The 16,087-nt window shown below is 50.9% G+C and carries 18 protein-coding genes; 9 read left to right on the forward strand and 9 right to left on the reverse strand.

Features of this window, described 5'->3' with window-relative positions; genetic code table 11:
* Window position 1: 1 nt before the first annotated feature.
* The 6 genes from CCE91_RS08925 (at window position 2) to CCE91_RS08950 (ending at window position 5,598) form a co-directional block, all read left to right on the forward strand.
* Complete coding sequence (locus CCE91_RS08925) at window positions 2–934, forward strand: M14 family metallopeptidase (protein ID WP_086434939.1); 933 nt, start codon at window positions 2–4, stop codon at window positions 932–934.
* Between the two features lie 3 nt (window positions 935–937).
* A complete protein-coding gene (locus CCE91_RS08930) occupies window positions 938–1,489 on the forward strand; it encodes a DUF1415 domain-containing protein (protein WP_086434940.1) in 552 nt (183 codons plus the stop codon).
* A 14-nt stretch (window positions 1,490–1,503) separates the two neighbouring features.
* A complete protein-coding gene (locus tag CCE91_RS08935) occupies window positions 1,504–2,544 on the forward strand; it encodes a sodium:calcium antiporter (RefSeq protein ID WP_086434941.1) in 1,041 nt (346 codons plus the stop codon).
* Window positions 2,545–2,602: 58 nt separating this feature from the next.
* Entirely contained in the window at window positions 2,603–3,754 is a 1,152-nt protein-coding gene (locus tag CCE91_RS08940) for an FUSC family protein (RefSeq protein WP_198678023.1), read from the forward strand.
* Window positions 3,755–3,943: 189 nt separating this feature from the next.
* Entirely contained in the window at window positions 3,944–4,153 is a 210-nt protein-coding gene (locus CCE91_RS08945) for a cold-shock protein (RefSeq protein ID WP_086434943.1), read from the forward strand.
* Between the two features lie 149 nt (window positions 4,154–4,302).
* On the forward strand, window positions 4,303–5,598 hold the full coding sequence (locus CCE91_RS08950; protein WP_086434944.1) for an NAD(P)/FAD-dependent oxidoreductase: 1,296 nt from the start codon (window positions 4,303–4,305) through the stop codon (window positions 5,596–5,598).
* 38 nt (window positions 5,599–5,636) lie between these two features.
* Here the strand turns inward: CCE91_RS08950 and CCE91_RS08955 are convergent, their stop codons facing one another.
* On the reverse strand, window positions 5,637–6,320 hold the full coding sequence (locus tag CCE91_RS08955; RefSeq protein WP_086434945.1) for an SDR family oxidoreductase: 684 nt from the start codon (window positions 6,318–6,320) through the stop codon (window positions 5,637–5,639).
* Between the two features lie 82 nt (window positions 6,321–6,402).
* Here CCE91_RS08955 and CCE91_RS08960 point away from each other — a divergent pair, with 82 nt between their 5' ends.
* The 3 genes from CCE91_RS08960 (at window position 6,403) to CCE91_RS08970 (ending at window position 7,619) form a co-directional block, all read left to right on the forward strand.
* A complete protein-coding gene (locus tag CCE91_RS08960; protein ID WP_086434946.1) occupies window positions 6,403–6,975 on the forward strand; it encodes an isochorismatase family protein in 573 nt (190 codons plus the stop codon).
* An 85-nt stretch (window positions 6,976–7,060) separates the two neighbouring features.
* Entirely contained in the window at window positions 7,061–7,354 is a 294-nt protein-coding gene (locus tag CCE91_RS08965) for a hypothetical protein (RefSeq protein ID WP_086434947.1), read from the forward strand.
* Window positions 7,355–7,367: 13 nt separating this feature from the next.
* Window positions 7,368–7,619: a hypothetical protein gene (locus tag CCE91_RS08970; protein WP_086435183.1), complete on the forward strand. Its 252-nt coding sequence runs from the start codon at window positions 7,368–7,370 to the stop codon at window positions 7,617–7,619.
* Between the two features lie 68 nt (window positions 7,620–7,687).
* Here CCE91_RS08970 and CCE91_RS08975 read toward each other — a convergent pair whose 3' ends face one another.
* From CCE91_RS08975 to CCE91_RS09010, 8 genes are all read right to left on the reverse strand, one after another.
* Window positions 7,688–8,917, reverse strand: coding sequence for a sensor histidine kinase (locus CCE91_RS08975; protein WP_086434948.1), 1,230 nt, complete (start codon window positions 8,915–8,917; stop codon window positions 7,688–7,690).
* 2 nt (window positions 8,918–8,919) lie between these two features.
* Window positions 8,920–9,621, reverse strand: a complete 702-nt coding sequence (locus CCE91_RS08980; protein WP_456107101.1) for a response regulator transcription factor — start codon at window positions 9,619–9,621, stop codon at window positions 8,920–8,922.
* A gap of 38 nt (window positions 9,622–9,659) precedes the next feature.
* A complete protein-coding gene (locus CCE91_RS08985; RefSeq protein ID WP_086434949.1) occupies window positions 9,660–12,047 on the reverse strand; it encodes a TonB-dependent receptor in 2,388 nt (795 codons plus the stop codon).
* Window positions 12,048–12,239: 192 nt separating this feature from the next.
* Window positions 12,240–13,421 carry a BaiN/RdsA family NAD(P)/FAD-dependent oxidoreductase gene (locus CCE91_RS08990; RefSeq protein WP_086434950.1) on the reverse strand — a complete coding sequence of 394 codons (1,182 nt, stop codon included), beginning with the start codon at window positions 13,419–13,421 and terminating at the stop codon, window positions 12,240–12,242.
* Complete coding sequence (locus CCE91_RS08995; RefSeq protein ID WP_086434951.1) at window positions 13,421–13,903, reverse strand: peroxiredoxin; 483 nt, start codon at window positions 13,901–13,903, stop codon at window positions 13,421–13,423. The genes CCE91_RS08990 and CCE91_RS08995 overlap by 1 nt, the downstream gene beginning before the upstream one ends.
* A 27-nt stretch (window positions 13,904–13,930) precedes the next feature.
* On the reverse strand, window positions 13,931–14,731 hold the full coding sequence (locus CCE91_RS09000; RefSeq protein ID WP_086434952.1) for a class I SAM-dependent methyltransferase: 801 nt from the start codon (window positions 14,729–14,731) through the stop codon (window positions 13,931–13,933).
* Window positions 14,728–15,174, reverse strand: a complete 447-nt coding sequence (locus CCE91_RS09005) for a GNAT family N-acetyltransferase (protein ID WP_086434953.1) — start codon at window positions 15,172–15,174, stop codon at window positions 14,728–14,730. Before CCE91_RS09005 ends, CCE91_RS09000 begins: the two co-directional genes overlap by 4 nt.
* The gene (locus CCE91_RS09010) at window positions 15,171–16,052 is read right to left on the reverse strand and encodes a Dam family site-specific DNA-(adenine-N6)-methyltransferase (RefSeq protein WP_086434954.1); all 882 of its coding nucleotides are present in this window, start codon (window positions 16,050–16,052) and stop codon (window positions 15,171–15,173) included. The genes CCE91_RS09005 and CCE91_RS09010 overlap by 4 nt, the downstream gene beginning before the upstream one ends.
* Window positions 16,053–16,087 lie beyond the last annotated feature (35 nt).

A 16,087-nucleotide genomic window follows, 5' to 3' on the forward strand; every position in this document is an offset into this window, starting at 1 on the left:
AATGTCACAGAAGCATATATACAAAATAGGAACCGAGGGTAAACCTTGGGGTGATGAAGAAAAAGCCACCTGGTTAGCCCAGCAAAGCAACCAGCGTTCCTACTTTGACGACGTTGTGAATAAACTGGAAGGCCTGAAAGACACCTTTGATGTGGAACAGTATGGCAGTCTGGATTACCAACAATTTGATGCAAAAACCTACCCGCTATATGCCGTTAAAACCCGCAATTGGGACCATAACAAACCAACTATACTAGTAACTGGCGGCGTGCATGGTTACGAAACCAGTGGTGTGCATGGCGCGCTGCGTTTTCTGGAAACCAAGGCTAAAGGTTACGCCGAAAAATTTAATATTGTGGTGGCTCCCTGTGTCAGCCCCTGGGGTTATGAAACCATTAACCGCTGGAACCCGTTAGCCGTGGATCCAAATCGCTCATTTGTAAAAAATAGCCCGGCGCCAGAGGCGGCCGCACTGATGAGCTTAATGGAAAGCGTGCCAACAGAGATTCTGGTTCATGTTGATTTGCACGAAACTACAGACACCGACAACAGTGAGTTTCGTCCTGCCAAAGCCGCTCGCGACGGCACAGTAAATACCAACTGGAATATTCCCGATGGCTTTTATCTGGTTGGTGATTCTGACAAACCGGCACCTGAATTTCAGCTTGCAGTGTTGGATTCAGTCGCAAAGGTTACGCACATTGCCGAAGCCGATGAACACGGCAAGCTGATTGGCGAAACCGTAGCTCAGGAAGGCGCTATCAATTACGCAGTGGCAAAGCTCGGTCTGTGCATGGGCCTAACCAAAGCCAAGTACGTGACCACTACGGAAGTGTATCCCGATAGTGCAAACGCAACGCCAGAAGAGTGTATTCAGGCACAGGTAGCCTCGGTAGTAGGTGCGCTTGAATTCGTACTGGATCGCGCCCGTTAAGCTATGGCGAACTACATAGAGCACACGCAGCGCTGGGTTGAGCAGCTTATTGTGAAATACAATATCTGCCCCTTTGCGCGGCGTGAGCTTGAACGCAATAGTATTCGTTATGTGGTTGCCGAACAGCAGAGTCCGCAAGCGGTGCTCACTCAGCTGATTGATGAATGCACCTATTTAGATGAGCATCCGGAAACCGAAACCACCTTGTTTATTCTGCCGCACGGCTACGAAGGCTTTTACCAGTATCTGGACTTACTCGATCTGGCTAACGACTTATTGCTGGCGCAAAATTACGAAGGTGTTTATCAACTCGCCAGCTTTCATCCCGACTACTGCTTCGACGGTGAACTGCAAAGTGACGCGGCCAACTACACCAATCGTGCACCCTACCCAATTCTGCACCTGCTGCGAGAATCGAGCTTAGAACAAGCACTGGCGAACTACGAAGATCCGGAAAACATTCCCCAGCGGAATATGGAATTTGCGCGCCGTAAAGGCGCTGATTTTTTTGAGCAAATTCTGACTCAGTGCGTGACAAAAACCGATAAACCATAACTCGAGGGGGTAAGTTGTCACTTCTAAATCCCGATAGTTGGACGTTATTTCAGGCAATCAGTGTTTTTAGCCTCTGTGCACTGGTTATTGCGGTAGCCGGCACACGCATTACGCGGGTGGTTGATCAGCTAGCTGACCGAACCGGTATTGGCGAGGCTGCGGCCGGTGCAGTGCTGCTTGGCGCGTCAACCTCAATCGGTGGTTCGGTGCTGTCGGTAACGGCTGCCTGGAACGGCCACGCCGAATTAGCCGTTAGTAATGCTTTAGGTGGTATTGCGGTACAAACATTCTTCCTGGCATTGGCAGATATGGCATACCGTAAGGCTAATCTGGAACACGCAGCGGCCTCGGTGCCGAACATGATGCAGAATGGCCTGCTCATTTCACTGCTCGGCTTTATTCTGCTGGCACCCTTTACACCTGAATTTACGGTGTGGGGTATTCACCCTATTACACCGTTATTGTTTGGTTTTTATATTTACGGTATCCGGTTGGTGCGAGGTTCCCAGGAAGAGCCTATGTGGACCGCAGTAAGCACCAGTGACACACTGGAAGATGTGCCCGACGATACTCGCAAAATGCCGTCGCTACCGCAGCTTTGGATGGAATTTACCTTGTTGTTTTTAGTTTTGGGAATAACCGGCTGGTTATTGGAACCCTCGGCCACCACTATTGCTGCTGAAGCCGGTATCAGTCATACCGTAATAGGCGTTTTACTTACCGCAGTGTGTACCTCTATTCCTGAGTTAGTGACTTCTATTGCCGCCGTTCGGCGCGGTGCGCTCACGCTTGCCGTTGGCGGTATTATTGGCGGTAACGCTTTTGATACGCTGTTTACAGCGGCTTCTGACGTTGCTTATCGTGACGGCTCTATTTACCACCAAATGTCCGATGACGCCTTATTTTGGGTGTCGTTAACCATGGTCATGAGTGGCGTGCTTATGATGGGATTGATTCGCCGCGAGCGTCAGGGTTTGGCCCGAATTGGTTTGGAAAGCGTGTCGATTCTGGTGCTATACGCTGCCGGCGTTGCTATTTTAGTTTCCGGCGCCTGAGCTGAGCACAGTTAGCAGGAGGAGGGAAAAGATTTAGATGGCAGAGGTGTCCCGTTGGATGCGATTAAAGCAGCGCATTCGAATTGAGCTGCATTACTTACTAACGTTCCACAGTACCGACCGGCTGTGGCAAATGCCGGTGGCTGCGGCTTTGGCTATTGGCTTACCTTTGCTGGTGGGAGTTTACTTCGGGCGACTTGATTACGGTCTGGTGTCGTCGTTAGGTGGGCTGGTGTTTTTGTATGTACCGGAAACGCCGCTATACCACCGCATGCTGAAGTTAATGGCTTGTGCCTTCGGTATGACGGCGTGTTATACACTTGGTTTGATCAGCCAGTTTTTCCCGGTGTTTATGGTGCCTAGCCTAATTTTTATCAGCGTATTGGCTACCATGGTCAGCCGCTTTTACGGCCTGGGGCCGCCGGGTAGCTTGTTCTTTATCACCGCTGCCGGAATTGCCGCCTACACCCCTATGGACGGCCGTTCAGTACCACTCATGATTGGCCTATTTAGTATGGGCACCATACTTGCCTGCGCCATTGCGTTTTTTTATAGCGTGAACGTATTACGCATACGGGCGCCACACCGTGTGCTGCCCTGGCCGCGACCTACCTTCGGCTTTGTGGTGTTCGATGCGGTGGTTATCGGCTTCTTTATTGGGCTGTCGCTGGCCGTTGCCCAGTTGTTGCAGCTCGAAAAACCGTACTGGGTGCCGCTTAGTTGTTTAGCTGTTATTCAAGGCGCATCGGTACGGGACATTTGGGACAAGCAATTGCACCGGGTATTAGGCACTGCTATTGGGATGCTGCTGGCATGGTTTTTACTCGAGCAGCCGCTGAATCAGTGGAGCATTGCGCTGGTTATGATGTTATTGGCCTTTCTTATCGAGTTCATGGTGGTGCGTCACTATGTGGTTGCGGCCATTTTCTTCACGCCGCTTACTATTTTAATAGCCGAAGCCGCCTCGCTTGGGGAAACCTCGGTCGACACGCTCATTGAAGCGCGTTTTTACGATACCTTGTTAGGCTGTTTATTTGGTTTGCTCGGTGGTATTTGCATTCATAGTAAAAGATTCCGGCTAAAAGCAGGAAAACAACTGCGTCGTATCATACCGAATCGTTGGCTGAACAATCTGGCTGCAGACGAGGCTGAGATTGAAGACTTGTCAGCTAGCAAGCACAAAGCCAAAACCACTCCTGATAATAAATAGCAGAACATCATTGACTTCGGCTGGAATAGGCGTAGTCTCCACGGCGTCGGATAGAAAATATATATTTAGATACTCCACTTCGTTGCATTATTCGTAATTCCATCGTCCTGTAGTTTTAAGTTTCAGTTATTTTTTCCCCGCATGACCGCCTCAATGAGGCATATACTCAAAAATACAGGTACATAAATTATGTCTAATACAATTACTGGTTCAGTAAAATGGTTCAACGAAGCTAAAGGTTTTGGTTTTATCGAGCGTGAAGATGGCGCTGACGTATTCGCCCATTTCAGTGCTATTACTAGCTCAGGCTTCAAAACTTTAGCTGAAGGCCAGCGCGTTGAGTTCTCTGTAACTCAAGGCCCTAAAGGTCCTCAAGCTGAAAACATCGTAGCTATTTAATCTACGCTGTTCGTGCGCAGGGCTAACCTATAAGGTTATCGGCAGCACAAACCTTAGAAAGGCAAGCCGTAACCGGTTTGCCTTTTTTTATGGGCGTTTTACAATAGTCAAAACCTTTGCGGTTATGCATAAGCGGGAGATGGAATTTCATGCCAAGTCAACATATTGTGGTTGTTGGTGGTGGTGCAGGTGGGCTGGAGCTAGTTACTAAACTGGGGCGCAAGTACAAAAAAGACAACAAGGTTCGGGTTAGCCTGGTCGACAAAAACCTGACCCATGTTTGGAAGCCCTTGTTGCATGAAGTAGCAGCTGGCGCATTAGATGCTGACATTGACGGAGTTGATTACCGCGTTCAAGCCGCTAATGTTGGCTTTCATTTCCAGCCTGGCCAGTTAACTGGCGTAAACCGCAAAGAAAAAACCATTACTCTGGCCGCAATTCTGAATGACAAAGGCGACGAATTGGTTGCCGAACGTGAAATCGAGTACACCAAACTCGTTATTTCCATTGGCTCAGTAACTAATGACTTCGGTACCGAGGGCGTAGCAGAACATTGTTATTGCCTGGACAGCGTTAAGCAAGCCACCGAGTTCCATCACACCCTAATGAACACCTTCCTGGCACTGCAGGCACAAAAATATGTGAAGCCGCTGCAGGTGGCTATTGTTGGTGCTGGTGCCACCGGTGTTGAACTGGCGGCGGAACTGCATAAGTCAGCTGAGCTCATTCGCACCTACGGTTTTGATGATTTTGAAATGAATCAGCTACGCATTACGCTAATAGAAGCCGGCCCCCGCATTCTTCCTGCGCTGCCCGAGCGTATTGCTGATGCGGCGAAGCAAGAACTAGAAAAGCTGGGCGTACAAGTGTTGGTGAATAAACCCGTGGTGAAGGTGACGGCTGATGCCATTTATACCGGCGACGACGAGAGTTTCGAGGCGCCCCTGAAAATATGGGCGGCAGGCGTGAAGGCGCCTGAGTTGCTGACCAAAATTGATGGACTTAAAACGAACAAGCGTAACCAGATTGTGGTGGAAGAGAGTTTGTTGGCCAAAGGTGATAACGACATTTTTGTACTCGGCGACAGCGCTGGGTTTGAGCGGTCTGATGGATCCTGGGTGCCGCCGCGAGCGCAGGCTGCACATCAAATGGCGAAGATTGTGTATACCAACCTATTACGTCAGCAAGCCAATAAGCCATTAGACCCGTTTGTGTTTAATGACCGTGGATCGCTGGTGTCGCTGTCCAGCTATACCGCGGTGGGTAGCTTAATGGGCAACCTCACCAAAGGCGCCATGATGGTAGAAGGCTGGCTGGCGCGTATTATGTATAAGTCGTTGTATCGTATGCATCAGGTGGAAGTGCATGGCTACTTCAAAACCATGCTGTTTATTGCCGTGCAGGGTATTAACAGACGTTTGCGACCGCGCCTGAAGCTGCATTAACTGTGAAATATTTGCCCGCATCAACTGCGGGCTTTTCATTAGCGCGTAACCCAACCGCCGGCTACCGGGAATATCTGACCAACAAAACAGTCGGCGGCATCACTGCATAAGAAGGCCGCAAATTCAGCGTCTTCGCGGGCACTCACCAAGCGGCCAAGTGGCACTTCCCGTTTTAAGCGCTCCTGAAAGCGCGGGTTCTGTTGAACCTCGGGCGGGAAGTAGGTGGCGTTATCCACAAAGTTCTGGGCTATGGCATTCACCTGCACGTTATGCGCGGCTACTTCCATCCCTACCGATTGGATGTAAGCCAACTGCGCCCCACGCGCCGCACTGTAAGTTGAGGCACGCTTAATTCCGCGCAGCGCCGAAGCACTACCCATTAATAAAATCTTTCCCGAGCGACGCTCAACCATTGCCGGTAGTACTTCACGAATAATACGCGGCAACGGGTCAACCAGGGCACCGAATACCTGCTGCCATTCGTTGTCGGTAACCTCAGTGGCGGGCGTTGAAGGCGCAGCCACACCTAAGTTCACCAGCACTACATCAAGGTCGCCGGCGCGCTCAATAAGCTGCTGCACCTCGGTGCTGGTGGCCAGTGCTTCCGTACTGGCAATAACCTCGGCGCCCTGCTCCGCTAGCACCTCACACAGCGCCGGGCCCATAAATAAATCCGCGTGAGTGACTAAAATGCGCTTACCGCTTAACTTCAGTTGGCTCATTGGCTAAGTCCTTTTGGCTTCTTCGAAATAGCGTGACTCATGAGCTAAGCTTATAGGAACTAAACAAAAATAGGTATTAACAATGAGCAACAAGCTGAAATCGGGAGACGCCCTGATAGTGGTAGATGTGCAGAATGATTTTTGCGAAGGGGGCGACTTAGAAATCAAAGACTCGAACGAAATCATACCTGTACTGAATGAGCTCATGCGCGAAGCTGCTGAGGTAGGCGTACCCATTTATGTGTCGCGCTGCTGGCACCCCAAAGGACATATTAGCTTCAAAGCGCAGGGTGGTAAGTGGGAAGAGCATTGCTTGCAGGACAGTAGCGGAGCCAAATTCCATCCCGATTTAGAAATACCTGAACAGGCAGTTATAGTCAGTAAAGGCACGCGCTTTGACCAAGACCAAAGCTCTGCGTTTGACGAAACCGGGCTGGCGCAAGAGCTGCGTCGCCGCGACGTAAAACGTGTACTTATTGGTGGCCTGGCCGAAGACATTTGCGTGGCTTCCACAGCACTGGATGGCCGCAATGAGGACTTCAAAGTGGTGCTGCTAACCGACGCAACCCGACCGACTGATCTGGAGCGTTGCGAGCGCGCCCATTCCACGATGGAAATCGCCGGTGTGGAATTTGAAAGTAGTAGTGATTTATAGAGGGATAATAAGGGGTGAGTGCTAAGCCGGGATCGGCTAACATTGAAGCCACGCGAACCCTAATGAAAATCAAAGGAACTGAAACATGTCCGGAAGTGACAGGTACCTCAAGCGCTACCACGGAAAAACCAAACCACACGAATATGTACTTGCCTACTTAGTGGGCGCTATCGCGCTGGCCATATTTCTTATTCCTGCGCTGATTTACGCTTACATTCTGATATTTCTGTTTGAATGGATATTTTTCGATATAAGCTGGAGCAGCTGGATTACCTATGCTGTGTTGTTTGGAATTGCAGCCGTTCTCTTTATACTGGGCGTAGGGCGCTCATCCATTGATGGCGCGTTCTGGAAAGTATTCGCATTTAAAGGTAAGTAATTCGGAGTTTATTATCTCTAAACCACGCAAAAAACAGCCATTACGAACCGTCGACATAACCTGCGCGGCCTGCCGCGCACCGTTATTCAAATATCGCAAGGGCGGCAAAGGCGCGCTGGTAAAGTGCTTTATTGAGCGCATTGCCGAAGATTTTACCGAAACCCCCTGCCATTGCCCGGCCTGCGGCCAGCAATTCGCCCGCGAAACCATGATGCGCGGCACTCCGGCGTATAAGATGATTGGCGGGAAAGTGCATTCGAAGTGATTCGGAACTTACACCTTAAGGATGTCGACAGGAGCCTTTGCTAAATCAATTACAGTGGTCCGCTGCCGTCACCACGAAAGACGAGCGACTACACGCTGCTCATCAGTGAGTAGTGAAAACGACCAGCTGTTACGCTCACACAGCCGTTGCACGATAGTCAGACCCAGACCGTACCCGTGAGATGACGCCTCGGCTGGCGGGTGCGGTTGATCTGCGTCACTGCTCAACTGATTGGTGACTAACAGCTCGCGCTCCTTAATACGAATCGTGATTGGTCCCTGGCCGTCGGGCGTGTGCTCGAACGCATTTCGCACTAGGTTATTAACCGCAATAGCAAAAGCCTGCGGATGTCCGTTCACGCTGGGTTTTGCGAGTTCGTCGATATTCACATCCACGCACTTTCGGCTCAGCAGGTAGCGCTGCTGATCTATCGCATGATTCACCATTGGCATGACTGAAAACTGCTCGTGATACAAGCTGTTGTCGGTTTCGCGCGCAAGGCACAAGAACATTTCAATGGTGGTTTTCATGTCGAGCGTGGCACGCCTTACTCGATTTAACGTCTTTACATCGGCTGCGGACAAATCGCTTTGCTCTAGCAGCTCAAGCGCCCCTATTATTACTGTGATTGGCGTGCGTAACTCATGACTGGCGGAACTGGTAAAGTATCGCTCCCGATCAACGAATGCACTGATACGCTCTAATGTTTTTTCAATAGCTTCAGCGAGCAGGCCAACTTCATCATCACCAAACCGGCTCGATTCGATGCGTTTGTAATCTTCGGCGGATAGATGTTTTAAGTCGATGCTCTCAACCGCTTTAGCAAGGTGCGTTACCGGGGCTATTGCTCGACGCATCACCAAAATTCCCAGCCCGAAACCAAGCACACCCAGCGTGCCTACAACACCGGTAATAATCAGCAGATACCACCAATCCTCGGACGATGGCGCTTCGATTCCGGCAACGTCAAACACCACAAAGGCGGGTCGCTGTTCATTGTCGGTAGGTATTACTGCCACATGTAACTCTTCCGCCTCGAACTCGTGCAATCCCGCAGCGGGGTTTGTCTGCGCCCAGTCTCTGAGCGATTCCGGCAAGCTCTCAACGTTATCGTAGCCGCGTAAGTTGGTTTCCAGCGAGGGATAATTGTCGGCAGCGTGCTGTAACTGCTGCGTTAGCACACGGTCTTCGCTCAACCTGACCGCGGCTAAGAACGCGAATCCCCAAACCACGCTGAGCAGAGCAACACATATCGCAAATGCAATGGCGACACGCTTGCGCAAACTGTGGCGGTACATAACTAAGCGTCCTCTGAAATTCGATAACCGATGCGATGCACCGTATGAATGAGCGGGCTATCAAATGGCTTGTCGATAGCCTGCCGTAGCTTGTACATGTGGGAGCGAAGCGCATCACCATCGGGTGGCTCGTCAGCCCACAACAAGGTTTCGAGAGCATCGCGTGTCACCACAGATGGTGCTTGTTCCATTAATCGTTGCAGTAGTTTCATACCAGCAGGGTTGAGATCGACGCGCTGTCCCGCACGATGCACTTGCAGCGTGGACTTATTCAGAGTCAGCTCACCAACCTTCAGCAGGTTGTCGGTTTTGCCGTGACTGCGTTTGTAAAGCGCTTGTAGTCGCGCATGCAGTTCTTGTAATTCGAATGGTTTGACCAAATAGTCATCGGCTCCCGCGGCGAACCCCTTCAATTTATCGTCAAGCGTGTCTCTGGCCGTTAGCATCAGCACGGGCGTATCTACGTCGGCATCAGTTCTTAGTTTTTGGCAGAAACTTAGGCCATCCATCCTTGGAAGCATAAGGTCCAGAACAATAACGTCAAACGGATTTGTCAGTGCCAGGTGCATCGCGCTGACACCGTCATAGGCAAAATCCATAACATAGCTATGCTTTTCAAAGTACGCGGCAATGTTCGCGCAAATGTCGCGGTTATCTTCGACAATCAACACTCTAATTGGCGCCGCGCCAAGCACATTTGCCATGTATTGCTCTCCTCACCAGACCTAGTTACTAAGCCTAACTACCAGGCATAGTCGAATCGTAAACCAATCAGTGGTTCGGCCTCGCCATCGTCTTTCACGATAACGCCGCGGCGGTAGTCAAACTCGGCTTCTTCACCCGATGATGCCGAGGTTACGTTAATGACATCAAGAAAAGCAGTTACATCTACAGGGCCAACTGCGCGCCGATAGTCAACGCGAAGGTTTACCATGGCGGTGCTGCCTTTGCGACCAACATTGCGCTCAGTGATCTCTTTTGAGTAGCGTAACGGTTGTCCGGGTCCCAATACGTCTTCGTGAATAATAAAGTTGTCGTCGGGTGTACCGGATAGATACTTGTAGCGCCCGGCGACCTTCCAGCGGTCGTTAATTTCCCAAGTCAGACCCAGGGTGGCAACATGCTCGCGACTGAATTCAGCGGCTACTTTACCGCGACCATCTTTGCGGTCGATTTCAGCATCGTTGTAAGAGTAAGTTGCGGTAGCGTATAGGCCGTCGCGAATTGTTCCCATAGTCACGATGTCGAAGCCGTACGAGGTGCCGTCACCAATGTTGGCAAAGGTGCCGCTGGTTCGGTCAAGATCTACGACTAGGTCGTCGAGGTTTTGATAATAGACCTCTGTTAACACCGACCAATTAGTGCTCGGGAAATACTTCAAACCGACACTACCATGCGTGATTTCTTCGTTCTTAAGATTGTTTGATTCGTTAGCGGCAAGCTCTAAATACCGTGGCGACTGATGAAACAGCCCTGCGGTGGCAAAATATCTAACCGTTTTAGTTGGCTGCCAGTTCACGCTGAATCTGGGCGACACCAGGCTTTCGTCAGCAAAGCCGTCTCGCTCGAGCCGTAAGCCAGTGCTGAAATCCCAATTTCCGAACTCAAAAACTTGATCTACGTAGCCAGCATAACTGGTTTCTTTCTGGCTTACCGAAGAGTTGATGCTCTCGGGCGTCAGCACAATATAACGTTGCTCTGGGTCGGGTCTAAAATCATCGTCGTGGTAAACATATCGGTTCCAATCACCATCTAAAAACGTGTTGTAGTCCAGATCAATTTGCGTGACACGAACACCCGTACTGAACATACCCCATTGATTCATTTCTTCAAAATCGCTGCGCCAGCCGATCTCCGTTTCACCTTCACCAATGGTAATAATGTCCTCGCGCACCGGAATACTCGACGCAGGCCCTCCTTCTGGTGCTTGGTCAGGAAATGCTTCGCCCTCTGAACTAACCTTGTCGCTGTTGCGGTAGTAAACCTTGTTGGTCCAGACCGCTGTTTCGCCTATTAAAGAGCGTAATGTCAGACCATACAAATCACTGTCTTGTTCAGAATCTTGCAGCGCTGCATCTTCGAAGTTCGGCGATTCGAAAACGTGGGTCACGTCGCGAGTATAGTCCTCGTGTGTATCTATTAGCAGAATTTCAAGCGTGTTCGTTGGATTGATTGGCATAACCGATTTTACGATGATATCTCGTAAAACAGGTTCTCCAATGTCGAGTTCTTCAATAGTTTCAAACAAAGCGCCGAAGTCCAGCCGCCGGGCAGAAACGAGCATCGTTGAGTCTTCAGTGATACCGGTAGGGCCATCGTAACCAACTTCATAACCCGCAAGGTCGTAGCGGAAACTTGCGGAAGGGCTTGGGTTGCCATCGGCAACGTCTAGTTTGAGTAGCGATGCAGCACGGCCGCCATAAGCAGGCCCCCAACCGCCTGGTGAGAATTCAGCGCCGCTGATAACGTTCGGTGCGAAAATCGAGAAACGGCCACCGCCACCAACGTCTTCCTCTTCACCCAGTGTCGCATCAAAGTGAATCGCTTTATCAAAGGGAAAGTCATCAACGAATAGCAAATTATCTCGTGGGCCCCGGCCGCGCACGCTAAAACTTGCGAATTCACTGGCAGATGCCAAGCCTGGCAATCCGTCCAATGACAGCAGCGGATCTGCGCCACCGCCCACAGCGCTGCGCAGCGCTTCTCTGTCGATATAGGTGCTGGAAGGCGATGCAAATGGATTGGTTTGCTGTCCTTGAACAAGTACCCTCTCAATCGCCTCGTCTTTAAACAGTTTGAATTCAACCTTGATATTTTTGCGCGTAACTACGCGTACGCTTGGCTCGTACAATGAAGCGAACCCGCTTTTGGCTAAGCTTACCGAGTAAAGACCCGAGTCGAGCTGGTCAACAACGATACGACCTTGCTCGTCGGTTTCCACCGTTTGCGTGGCAGCGGTTTCCCGCTCCTCGAGGGTAATCTGCACGTTCGGCAGTGGTCGGTCTGTCATCTGATCTTTAACGATAACCGTCAGCGCACCGGGCGCTTCTGCTGCGTAAGTAAAAAATGGAAAACTAATCAGGAGCGACCACAGAGCCAACCACGATACCCGTTTAAATTGCCTAGTCATATTACTATCCTCCAACAACGCGCTGTATTTTTCTGATGAACGTTGGGAGGTTAGCAAGGCCAATGTGACTAAAAAGTCGCTGAAATGTGAAAGTTACATTCGAGCCTGGGTGCCTGCAGCCGCGTCAACTGGTGGGAAGTACCAGTAACACACTAGGCTACATTCAGGAAGATAGCTATTCTATTGGTTGAACTAAACACTCTCCCCCGCGGCATTTGCCGAAGCCCAGGCCCACTGGAAGTTGTAGCCGCCCAGCCAGCCGGTTACGTCCAGCACTTCGCCTATAAAGAATAGGCCGGGCTGCAGGTTGCTGGCCATGGTGCGCGAGCTTACTTCGTCGGTATTTACGCCGCCTAAGGTTACTTCGGCGGTGCGGTAGCCTTCGGTGCCGTTGGGTTTTACCTGCCAACTATTTAGGGTTTCGGCAACTTGAGTTAGTAGGGCGTTGTTGCAGTCGGCCAGGTTTTTGTCGGGCCATTGGTGTTGGTCGGCCAGAGTCAGTGCCAGGCGTTTGGGGAACCACTGTTGCAGAACGGTGCGCAAGCCAAGTTTGGGTCGGTCAGTGCGCAATTGTTGTAGCTCGGCCAGTACGTCGGTGCTAGGCAGTAGGTCTAAGCTCACGGCTTCGCCCGGTAACCAGTACGACGAAATCTGCAGTATAGAAGGTCCGCTTAAGCCCCTGTGAGTGAACAGCATGGCTTCTTTAAAGCTGCTGCGCTCATTGCTGGCAACTACGTCTACGGCCAGACCCGAAAGCTCGGCGTAGCGTTCTTTGTCGGCGTCATGCAGGGTAAAAGGCACCAGGCCGGCGCGCACCGGTAGCACGCTGTGACCAAACTGTTCGGCTAACTGATAACCCAGCGGCGTGGCGCCCAGCTTGGGCATGGAAAGTCCGCCACAGGCAATGACCAGCTTGCTTGCCTGATAGCTGCCTTGCGAGGTTTTCACCTGATACTGATCGTTGGCGTAGCTTACATCCAGAATCTCGGTGCGCAGCTGCACGCGGGCACCATAAGTGTCGCATTCAGCCATCAGCATCCGCACTATGTCTTTAGCGGACTCGTCACAAAATAACTGACCCAGGGTTTTCTCGTGGTAGGCAATACCATGCTTTTCTACCAGCGCAATAAAGTCCCAGGGGGTATAGCGGCTTAGTGCCGACTTACAAAAGTGTGGGTTTTGCGACAGGAAATTTTCGGGGCTGGTGTACATATTGGTAAAGTTGCAGCGCCCGCCACCGGATATCAGTATTTTCTTGCCGGCTTGTTTGGCATGGTCCAGAAGCAGCACGGATTTTCCCCGTGCGGCGGCGGTAGCGGCGCAGTGCAGGCCAGCTGCACCGGCGCCAATAATCAGAACATCAACCTGGCTCACTAGCTTTGCAGAGCCTCTAATACGTGTTCAGCACTGCTTACGCCGAAGGTTTTTTCGTCTTCAACAAACAGGTGCGTGATCACGCCGTCGGTAATGACCATGGCATAACGCTCGGCACGGGTGCCACCAAAGTTACCGGTTTCTTTTACCAGGCCAAGTTGCTTGTGGTAGCTGGCGTCGCCATCAGAAAGTAAGCGCACACTATCGCCAACGTTCAGGTCTTTACCCCAGGCGGCCATTACAAAAGCGTCGTTCACTGCAACGCAGTTAATAGTTTGGACGCCTAACTGACGGAACTGATCTACTTTCTCAGCAAAGCCCGGTAAGTGTTTTTCAGAACAAGTTGGGGTGAAAGCGCCCGGTACGGCAAACAAAATATGGGTGCCTTTGGCGAAGATTTCTTCTGGATTATGTTGCTGCATACCTAACTCGCCTTTAGCGGTTAGCGTACCAGCCGGAATGCGATCGTTTTGCTTAATCATGGGTAAATCCTTAGGTGAAATTGGTGATTATGAATTTACTGACGGCGCCGCGGCGTCTATCAAATAAATATCGAAACGCTGTTTATTACTAATTACCTGTTGATTTGGTTTGCTGCCGGCCAGGAAATCGGCGTGCTGCGGGCGCTTTACGACTACGCGTTTGCGTGCCGCTTGCAGTGCTGGGGCTAATAGCGCATCGGCGTCTTCGTCGTTGCCCACTAACGCATGAAACATCTGCATGTCTTTTTTGACCGCAGACTTGCGGTCGCGTTTGTGCTGACCTTTAGGATACATAGGGTCTAAGTATACAACATCAAAGCTGGCGGCTGGTGTGGTTTGTAATACATGCTGGCCACCAAATTGCAGGCGTTGCTGCAGCCACGGATGGCTGGCGCCGTCGTGTTGCAGCGCATACTGCAGCAAGGCAGCAACTACCGGATGGCGCTCCTGCAGGGTTACTTCACAGCCAAGCGCAGCCAGTACCAGCGCGTCACGGCCTAGCCCGGCAGTGGCATCTAAAACGCTGGGGCGTTTGTTACCCGACACACCAATGGCGCGGGCAATAGCCTCATTTTTAATGGTGGCACGAGCGGCTCTGGCGGCATGTTTGCTATGTAAAAAATCAATGCGAAGCGGCGTCATGTCAGCGTTGGCCAGCCAGCGTAGGCTTAAACCTAAGCGACTAAGTTCTAACTGAAATTCGGCATTTGGATGTGGTTGGGTGGTGAATTGAAACTGCTCGGCAATGGCTGCCGCTTGTTGCTGCAACTCGGGGTCATCCGTTTGCGTGTTTACAACGGCGATAACGCCGACCCCGGTTTCACTCATGCAGCGCGTTCCATATCTATGTGCGGAATATCGTCTTCTAAATATTCTTCGCCTATTTCGACAAAACCAAAACCGGCATAAAAATCTCTCAAATAGGTTTGTGCGCTTAACCGCACAGGTTTGGTTGGTGCTTGCTCCAGCAAATAATCCAGCGAGCGCTGCATGAGCTGCTTACCCAAACCACTACCACGCTTATTGCCGGCACTAAGTACGCGGCCAATGCGGCTGTATTGGTTGTCTTTATTCGGCAGAAAAATGCGGGCATAGGCTAATAGCTTGCCGGTATCGCTGCGTGCGAATAGGTGTTGTGCTTGCTGATCCAGTCCGTCTGCGTCCATATAAGGGCAGGTTTGTTCAACAATAAAAACTTCCTGACGAATTTTTAAAATTGCATACAAGGTCTGAATATCTAGTTCCTGAAAACTACGGTTTTCCCAAATCATGTGGCCACTTTTTTTAGTTTTTGGTTTAGGTGGATAACGTTTTGTTGCGCAATACTATCCGTGTTTGCCGGAAAAAGAGCAAGTAACTCAGCTACTTTATGTCTTTTTGCACCATTTTGACTAATACTGCGTGCCACCTGCAAGGTGGTGAGTTGCGCGTTTTTGTACAGCACCCGGGTGAGCTCAGTGTCGTGATTACTAACTAATACAGGTATGTCGCGCTTGCGTGCCAGACGCTCTGCTCGCAACGCTAATTCATGCTGATGTTCCAGATTAAAACCGCCACTGGCATAACTGGTGAAATTAGCGGTGGTGGTTAAAGGCGCATACGGCGGATCGCAGTACATTACGTCACCGGTACGGGCGCGGCGGAACACGTCTTCAAAGCTCAGGCAGGTAAAGGTGGCGCGCTTCGCCTTTTCGGCAAAGTGCTCCAACTCAGCTTCCGGGAAGTAAGGCTTGCGGTATTGGCCGAAGGGCACATTAAAGCCACCGCTGGAATTGTAGCGGCACAGGCCATTGTAGCCGTGGCGGTTTAAGTACAAAAACAACAAGGACCGTTCATAGCCGTCGGTGCTGGCATTAAACTGCTCGCGCATGGAGTAGTAGGCTTGTTCGGTATTATTCTGGGCGTTAAAGAAGGTGCGGGCGTCTTTAATAAAGCCAACCGGCTTGCGCTTAACCGTGCGGTACAGGGTAATTAAATCTTGATTGATGTCGTTTAGCAGGTAGCGGGAATAATCGGTATTTAAGAATACCGAGCCAGCGCCAACAAAGGGCTCAATGAGCTTGTTGCCGCTGGGTAACAGACGCGTAATGGGCTCAATGAGGCCGTACTTGCCCCCTGCCCATTTTAAAAATGCCCGGTTCTTTTTCATGCGCCTGCACAGTTATTACTTCAACATAGCGCCGA

Origin of the sequence: Pseudidiomarina planktonica, assembly GCF_900177775.1 — a bacterium.
GTDB lineage: Bacteria > Pseudomonadota > Gammaproteobacteria > Enterobacterales > Alteromonadaceae > Pseudidiomarina > Pseudidiomarina planktonica.

Bases quoted from the DNA above. Each gene is read 5' to 3' on its own strand.
- CCE91_RS08925 (WP_086434939.1), top strand. From the start codon at position 2: ATGTCACAGAAGCATATATACAAAATAGGAACCGAGGGTAAACCTTGG.
- CCE91_RS08930 (WP_086434940.1), top strand. From the start codon at position 938: ATGGCGAACTACATAGAGCACACGCAGCGCTGGGTTGAGCAGCTTATT.
- CCE91_RS08940 (WP_198678023.1), top strand. From the start codon at position 2,603: ATGCGATTAAAGCAGCGCATTCGAATTGAGCTGCATTACTTACTAACG.
- CCE91_RS08945 (WP_086434943.1), top strand. From the start codon at position 3,944: ATGTCTAATACAATTACTGGTTCAGTAAAATGGTTCAACGAAGCTAAA.
- CCE91_RS08950 (WP_086434944.1), top strand. From the start codon at position 4,303: ATGCCAAGTCAACATATTGTGGTTGTTGGTGGTGGTGCAGGTGGGCTG.
- CCE91_RS08955 (WP_086434945.1), bottom strand. From the start codon at position 6,320: ATGAGCCAACTGAAGTTAAGCGGTAAGCGCATTTTAGTCACTCACGCG.
- CCE91_RS08960 (WP_086434946.1), top strand. From the start codon at position 6,403: ATGAGCAACAAGCTGAAATCGGGAGACGCCCTGATAGTGGTAGATGTG.
- CCE91_RS08965 (WP_086434947.1), top strand. From the start codon at position 7,061: ATGTCCGGAAGTGACAGGTACCTCAAGCGCTACCACGGAAAAACCAAA.
- CCE91_RS08975 (WP_086434948.1), bottom strand. From the start codon at position 8,917: ATGTACCGCCACAGTTTGCGCAAGCGTGTCGCCATTGCATTTGCGATA.
- CCE91_RS08980 (WP_456107101.1), bottom strand. From the start codon at position 9,621: ATGGCAAATGTGCTTGGCGCGGCGCCAATTAGAGTGTTGATTGTCGAA.
- CCE91_RS08985 (WP_086434949.1), bottom strand. From the start codon at position 12,047: ATGACTAGGCAATTTAAACGGGTATCGTGGTTGGCTCTGTGGTCGCTC.
- CCE91_RS08995 (WP_086434951.1), bottom strand. From the start codon at position 13,903: ATGATTAAGCAAAACGATCGCATTCCGGCTGGTACGCTAACCGCTAAA.
- CCE91_RS09000 (WP_086434952.1), bottom strand. From the start codon at position 14,731: ATGAGTGAAACCGGGGTCGGCGTTATCGCCGTTGTAAACACGCAAACG.
- CCE91_RS09005 (WP_086434953.1), bottom strand. From the start codon at position 15,174: ATGATTTGGGAAAACCGTAGTTTTCAGGAACTAGATATTCAGACCTTG.
- CCE91_RS09010 (WP_086434954.1), bottom strand. From the start codon at position 16,052: ATGAAAAAGAACCGGGCATTTTTAAAATGGGCAGGGGGCAAGTACGGC.